The organism is Methanobrevibacter sp. (assembly GCA_022775905.1).
Lineage (GTDB): Archaea > Methanobacteriota > Methanobacteria > Methanobacteriales > Methanobacteriaceae > Methanocatella.
In genome coordinates, this window is sequence record JALFJX010000024.1 from 67,387 (window position 1) to 74,284 (window position 6,898).

Genomic DNA, 6,898 nt, shown 5'->3' on the forward strand with positions numbered 1-6,898 from the left:
AAAAGCTTTCAGTTTAAATTTTATCTAACGCTTGGTCCACATCAGCTAAAATGTCTTCAATGTCTTCAATACCCACAGCAAATCTGATTAAATCAGGAGTTACACCAGTAGACAATTGCTGTTCTTCAGACAATTGTGAGTGTGTAGTGGATGCCGGGTGAATAACTAATGATTTAGCATCCCCAATGTTTGCCAACAATGAAAGCAATTCAACATTTTCAATGAACTTCAAAGCACCGTCATAACCTGCCTTAAGGCCGAAAGATACGATTCCACCATAACCTTTTTCAGCATATTTTTTAGCTACTTCATGGTTTGGAGAGGATTCAAGACCTGAATATGTTACCCAAGCCACTTTTGGATGTGCTTCCAAGTGTTCTGCAACTGCCATTGCATTTGATGCATGCCTTTCAATTCTAAGACCTAAAGTTTCTAAACCTTGTAATAATAAAAATGATCCAAATGGAGAAGGTACAGCACCAGTATCCCTTCCAACAACTGCCCTGATTCTTGTTGTAAAAGCAGCACCTTTGAAAGTTTCACCGAATATCAACCCATTGTAAGTTTCATCAGGTTCAGATAAAGTTGGGAATTTTCCGCTCATCCAGTCAAAGTCACCTTTTTCAATAATAATTCCACCGAGAGTGGTTCCATGTCCACCAATGTATTTTGTTGCAGATGATGAAATTATATCAACACCATGGTCAAATGGTCTTACAGATCCAATACCAACAGTATTGTCTGCAATCAATGGAATTCCATGTGAATGTGCAATTTCTGCCAATCTATCAAAATCAGGAATATCAAGTTTTGGATTTCCAATAGATTCTACATATATTGCTTTTGTCTTCTCATCAATAGCTTCTTCAAACAATTCTGGAGACTGTGAATCCACAAATGTTACAGTACGTCCTAATTCTTCCAATGTATTCTCAAATAACTCATATGTTCCACCATAGAGGTTGTCTGCTGATACAATATTATCTCCAACTGAAGTTAAGTTAATGATTGTATAAAAAATTGCAGACATTCCACTAGCCGTTGCATATGCAGCTGTTCCTCCTTCAATAGCAGCCATTCTCTTTTCGAATGCTTCAGTTGTAGGGTTTGTAAGTCTTGTGTAGATATTTCCTCCTTCCTTAAGTGCAAATCTGTTTGCAGCCTGCTGCGGGGAATCAAATACATAAGATGTTGTTTGATAAATTGGAGTTACACGAGAACCGGTTTCATCAACTTCTTCCTGTCCAGCATGTACACCAATTGTTGAAATATTTTTTTTGTTTTTAATTTCATACGCCATGATAACTAATTTGTTTTTACTAATATTAACTTATATCATCAAACCTTTCGACAACTTCAGGATTTTGATGGTTGAAGAATAATGTTTCACCATTATCAAGTTCCATTATTTCCATCATATCTTCTTCATCAAGAGCAAAATCAAAGATATTTAAGTTTTCAGCCATTCTTTCTTTGTGAGTGGATTTGGCTAAGACAATTACGCTTCTTTCAACTAACCATCTTAAAATTACCTGTGCAGGAGTTTTACCACCGTTTTTCTCACCGATTTTGATTAATGTTTCATTTTCAAACATTCCATTTTTTCCCTGGCCGAATGGTGCCCAAGCCTGCATCTGAACTCCATTTTTTTCCATGTTTGCCTGTGCAGCATATTGTGCATTGAATGGATTAGTTTCAACCTGGTTGATTTGAGGGATAACCTTACGGTTGAATAGACACATATCTGTCAATCTGTCAGGATAAAAGTTAGATACACCAATAGCTTTGATAAGGCCCGATTCATACAAATCCTCCAAAGCCCTGTAAGCACCATAGTAATCTGAAAATGGCTGATGAATCAATACCAAATCAATATAATCAAGCCCTAATTTTTCAAATGACTCATTCATTGAATCCAAACATTCTTCATAGCCAAAATTGCTTATCCATACTTTTGTTGTAATAAACAATTCTTCACGGCCAATACCACATTCTTTTATGGCTTCACCAACTTCTTTTTCGTTTTTATAGTACTGTGCTGTGTCAATTAATCTGTAACCGACATCAATTGCATCAAGTACTGCTTGTTTTGTTTCTTCAGGAGGAATCAGATAAGTTCCAAATCCTAAAATCGGCATTTTAATTCCATTGTTTAAAGTTAAATATTGCATTTTTCACCTCATAAGTTAAATAAGTCCTGTGCATCAAGCATCACATCTACAATTGGTACCTTGAACGGACACCTTTCTTCACAGTCACCACATGCAATGCAGTCTGTTGCATTATATTTTAAGTTATTGTAATGTTCTTTGATACTGTCTGGAACTTTATCATGATTTTTTGCAAGATCAAAGAATTTGATTACTGATGCAATATCAATTTCTGATGTACATGGAGCACAATGTCCACAGTATGTGCATTGTCCTCTAAATGAATGTTGTGGAGCATTTCTTAAAACTTCAGCATAATCTTTTTCAGCATCAGTTGCTTTACAGTATTTTAATGATTCCATAAGTTCATCAACTGTTTTTACGCCAACAAATATACTTGAAACTCCTTTTTGCTCCAAAGCATAATTAATACATTGAACAGGAGTTAATGCAACACCGAATGGTGAAGTTTCACTGCTTAACAAATTTCCACCAGCAAATCCTTTCATTACAGTAATTGCAGTTCCATTATTCTCACATAATTCATATAATTCTGCTCTTTGAGGATTCAAAGAAGACAATTCCTCATCATCAAAAGCATCTTCAGCACGATAATCCATAATGTCACCCATTGCACCGAACATGTCGAATGCAGGATTCATTGAAAACATCAGCAATTCAATTTCAGGATTTTCAGCCGCCAGAATCCCAATATCAGGATTATGAGTACTCAATCCAATGTGTTCAATTGTTCCTTCCTCTTTTAGTTTACGAACATATTCAATAAATGGACCATTCATGATTTCATTATAATCATCAAGCTGATCAACATAATGAATCATTCCAAAATCAAGTGTATCCATCTGAAACCTTTCCATTAAATCTTCAAAGGCGGGAATTACCTTATCCATTTCACGGGTTCTTACATATTGATTATTTTGCCAGGTTGCACCTATATGACCCTGAATTACCCAATTTTCACGATTAGGTTTAATAGCCCTACCTAAATGAGAACGTACATCAGGTTCGCTCATCCAGCAGTCAACAAAATTAATACCATTTTCTTCACAGGCACTGATTAAAACTTCAGTATCTTCATATGGTCGCTCGACTAAAAATTCAGCTCCAAAAGCTATTTCAGACACTTCGATACCTGTGTTTCCTAATTTTCTATACTTCATTAAATTTCCCTCATAAAATATTATAAATTCATAACATTACTGTAAACCATTATTAAATATAATCAGATATTAAAAAATCAATTATATTCCTATGTTTTAACCCATTTGTTGAAAAATCAAGTGTATCCATGCTCAATACATATTTATCAAAGTTATCATTAATTTTCAAAAGTCCTGAAAATTCCCTTTCGATAGTTTCATCCCCAGATAATTTATATGTTACTTGAACATAGATTTTTTCATTTCCTTTTGTACATACAAAATCAATTTCTTTTTCATTGAAAAATCCTATTTTTATATCATATCCTCTGCGAAGTAGTTCAATATAAACAATATTTTCTAAAATTGAACCTATATTTTCAATACCACCATATTTTGCTTGATAAAAACCATGATCAACCAAATAATATTTTTCATTATGCAATAAAACTTTTTTACCTTTAATATCTTCCCTCTGAACTTGATGAATAAAACAAGCATTTTTAGAGTATAATAAGTAGTCAAGAATTGTGTCTTTTGATATTTTTCTACCATCATGCTTCATGTATTTTGCTATGTTTGTTGCTGAGAAGTTTTTTCCCAAATTCATTATCACATAATCCAATATCCTACTTAACATATCACTATTTCTGATATTATGTCTTGTTATAATATCTTTTAACTGTAATGTACCATATATATCATCTAAATATGAATATTTGTCCTGTTTGTCTATTTGTTGTATTGGTGGCATCCCTCCAAATTTTACATATTCACCAAATAATTCGTTTAAATTACTCACATCAATATTTTCAATTTCCTTTTTGTATTGAATGAATTCTGAAAATGAGAATGGATATATGTTGATTTGAAAATATCTCCCGGATATTAATGTTGCCAACTCCCCTGAAAGCAATTCTGAGTTTGAACCAGTAATATAAATATCACAGTCAAAATCTACTCTATATGAATTGATACTTTTTTCCCAATTTTTTACATTCTGTATTTCATCAAAAAGGAAGTATATTTTACCATTTATATTTTGAGTTAAATTAACAATACATTCATCAAGCTGTTTGAAGTTTTCTATTTTATTATATTTCATTGATTCAAAAGATATTAATAAAATATTTTCATCAGCAACTCCCTTATCTTTGAGTTCACTAGATATGCTTTTTAACAAGTATGTTTTTCCACTTCTTCTAACTCCTGTGATAATTTTTATTGGTTCTTTATCAATTAATCTCCCAATTTGATCCAAATACAATTTTCTTTTAATCATCACATTACACCTAATTTCATTTTAGTACATCCAAATATATAAATATTGTCGATTACAATCGACAAAACTGATATTTTTATATAAATTGTAGAATACAATCGACAAAAAATTATTAGTGTTTAATAATTTTAAATACAACAAAAAAACACAAATCCAGATTTAGAAAATTTCTACGAAAGTACCTCCCCAATTAAAACTCGATGTAACAATATTTAAAAAATCAAAAAACCACCAAAATTTAATTTTGACAGAAATCATAAAATAAAAACAATACTATTAATAACAATTGAAGGGATAAAAAAAGTATAAATGTGATAATCTGCAGGAAGATGCATTCTCTTAACACAGAGTTTAAAAAATAAAATTAATAATTATTGATACACTTTCGATCTAATTTCTATACGACCAATATAAATACAATTCTCCTCTACCTTAAAACATATCCGATAATTACCTTTCCTAGCCCGCTTATATTTAGGATATTTTTTTACTTTTTCATAGCTGTTATCATTAGGATCCTCAATAATTTCCCCCAATTTCTCACGAATTAACTTATATGCAATAGGATTTTTCTTTTTGTAATATTTTAATTGCTTAAAAGCAGACCTTTTAAATTCAATTTCCATTTTAACCATCTAAATATTCATCAAGTTCATCCAATGATGAAAAATGAATCCCATCCCCATTTTCAAATTCTTTATCTGCTTCAATTAAATCTTTAATTTCCTGATATTCATCATAAACATCAAGAAGCTTGGTAACAATGTCATTAAAAGAATCGTTTTTATGTCCGATGTCAGCCAATCTCTCATGATTCAATAAACTAACTCTTATAGCTTTAGTTTCCATATAAATATCACCATTTTAAATTTTTATCATTTAAGTTATATAAAATTTATCAACATAGTATACAAAGTTAATATTATCAACAAAGTTAACAATTGTAAAAGACAAATAAAAATTTGCCCAATATTAAAAACAAACTTAACTCTATTTCAATATGCCTCATGAGAATTTTTTTAATTTCATTTAATAATTCCACTACATAATTTAAATCTTCTTTGTCCACCACACCAATATTTATCCATAGCCCTATAGTTAGCAGATTCCATTCAGATTGATAGCATTATATTAAATAAAAAAAATAAACATGTTTTTTACTTAAAATAAAAGCAATATTATCTGATTATGATAATTTAAAAATAGACATTGTAAAAAAAAGAAAAAAGTATAGATAAAATTGAATTTTATCTATTATAAGGTTATTCTAACTTTTTTGGTTAAGCTGTTGTAGTATTTGTTTCCTGTGTATTTAATGTAAGCATTGTATTTACCTTTTTTGGTTAATTTGGTAATTTTAAATGTTGCAACACCTTTACTGTTGGTGATTGCACTGTAGGTTTTACCTTTAACTTTAATAGTAACTTTTGTCTTTTTCATGACTTTGCCCACATTATTTTTCAAAACAATAGAATACTTTTTGGTTTTTAAAGATTTTTTGAATGTTTTTGCTTTAGCGGATACTTTAAGTGTTGCTTTTTTAACAACGACTTTAGCAGTAGCTGAAGATTTGATATGTGTATCATCACCAGCATAAGTTACGGTTGCAGTGTAGGTTTTAGGTAAAAGAGTAGTGACTTTTAAAGTAACTTGACCTTTAGCATTAGTAATTTTAGTATAAGTTTTACCATTGAGTTTAATAACAACTTTCTGATCAGCTAAAACTTTACCATTTGCATCTTTTAAAGTAACAACCACATATTTACCAACATTATAATAAGTAGTTAAACCAGTAGCAGAAAGTTTAGTAGCAACTTTAGGAATAGTGAAATTAAAACTAGCAGTATTATTAGAAGCCATATAAGCATCATTACCTTCGAAAACAGCACCAACAATTACCTCATTGGTTAAACCAGAAACAGTAACAGTACCGTTAGCATCACTCACACCAGTCATGTTTTCACCATTGACAGTGTAATTCACATTAACACCTGAAACAGGATTACCTTCAGCATCTCTGACAGTGATAACTACAACTCCCCTTTGGGAAGAAGAAATATTAACATTAGTAACAACAGCAACAACTTTAAGTTTAGTAGCATTTATATAAAAATGACCATCAACCTCAGTAGTACCAACCGCAACATCACCATCATAATTACAATACAAACAAGTTCATTGATTTCTTTTTAGATGAAATAAACCTTGATGGTGAAACTCAACTTTCAAGAATTAATAAAAAAAGTAAAAACAGACTTATTGAGAATTTAAAAAGATTTACTTTTAATATAACTGGTTTTAATGAC

7 protein-coding genes are annotated in these 6,898 nt (G+C 30.8%); all 7 read right to left on the reverse strand.

Features of this window, described 5'->3' with window-relative positions; all coding sequences use genetic code 11:
* Positions 1-13: 13 nt before the first annotated feature.
* Positions 14-1,300: an O-acetylhomoserine aminocarboxypropyltransferase/cysteine synthase gene (locus MR875_07035; GenBank protein MCI6994590.1), complete on the reverse strand. Its 1,287-nt coding sequence runs from the start codon at positions 1,298-1,300 to the stop codon at positions 14-16.
* A gap of 25 nt (positions 1,301-1,325) precedes the next feature.
* The gene (locus tag MR875_07040) at positions 1,326-2,171 is read right to left on the reverse strand and encodes an aldo/keto reductase (GenBank protein ID MCI6994591.1); all 846 of its coding nucleotides are present in this window, start codon (positions 2,169-2,171) and stop codon (positions 1,326-1,328) included.
* 8 nt (positions 2,172-2,179) lie between these two features.
* Positions 2,180-3,331, reverse strand: a complete 1,152-nt coding sequence (locus tag MR875_07045) for an aldo/keto reductase (GenBank protein ID MCI6994592.1) — start codon at positions 3,329-3,331, stop codon at positions 2,180-2,182.
* A 52-nt stretch (positions 3,332-3,383) separates the two neighbouring features.
* Positions 3,384-4,592: an ATP-binding protein gene (locus MR875_07050; protein ID MCI6994593.1), complete on the reverse strand. Its 1,209-nt coding sequence runs from the start codon at positions 4,590-4,592 to the stop codon at positions 3,384-3,386.
* 371 nt (positions 4,593-4,963) lie between these two features.
* Positions 4,964-5,218, reverse strand: coding sequence for a type II toxin-antitoxin system RelE/ParE family toxin (locus MR875_07055; protein ID MCI6994594.1), 255 nt, complete (start codon positions 5,216-5,218; stop codon positions 4,964-4,966).
* Between the two features lies 1 nt (position 5,219).
* Positions 5,220-5,441 carry a hypothetical protein gene (locus MR875_07060; GenBank protein ID MCI6994595.1) on the reverse strand — a complete coding sequence of 74 codons (222 nt, stop codon included), beginning with the start codon at positions 5,439-5,441 and terminating at the stop codon, positions 5,220-5,222.
* Between the two features lie 405 nt (positions 5,442-5,846).
* A complete protein-coding gene (locus MR875_07065; GenBank protein MCI6994596.1) occupies positions 5,847-6,761 on the reverse strand; it encodes an Ig-like domain-containing protein in 915 nt (304 codons plus the stop codon).
* Between the last annotated feature and the right edge of the window lie 137 nt (positions 6,762-6,898).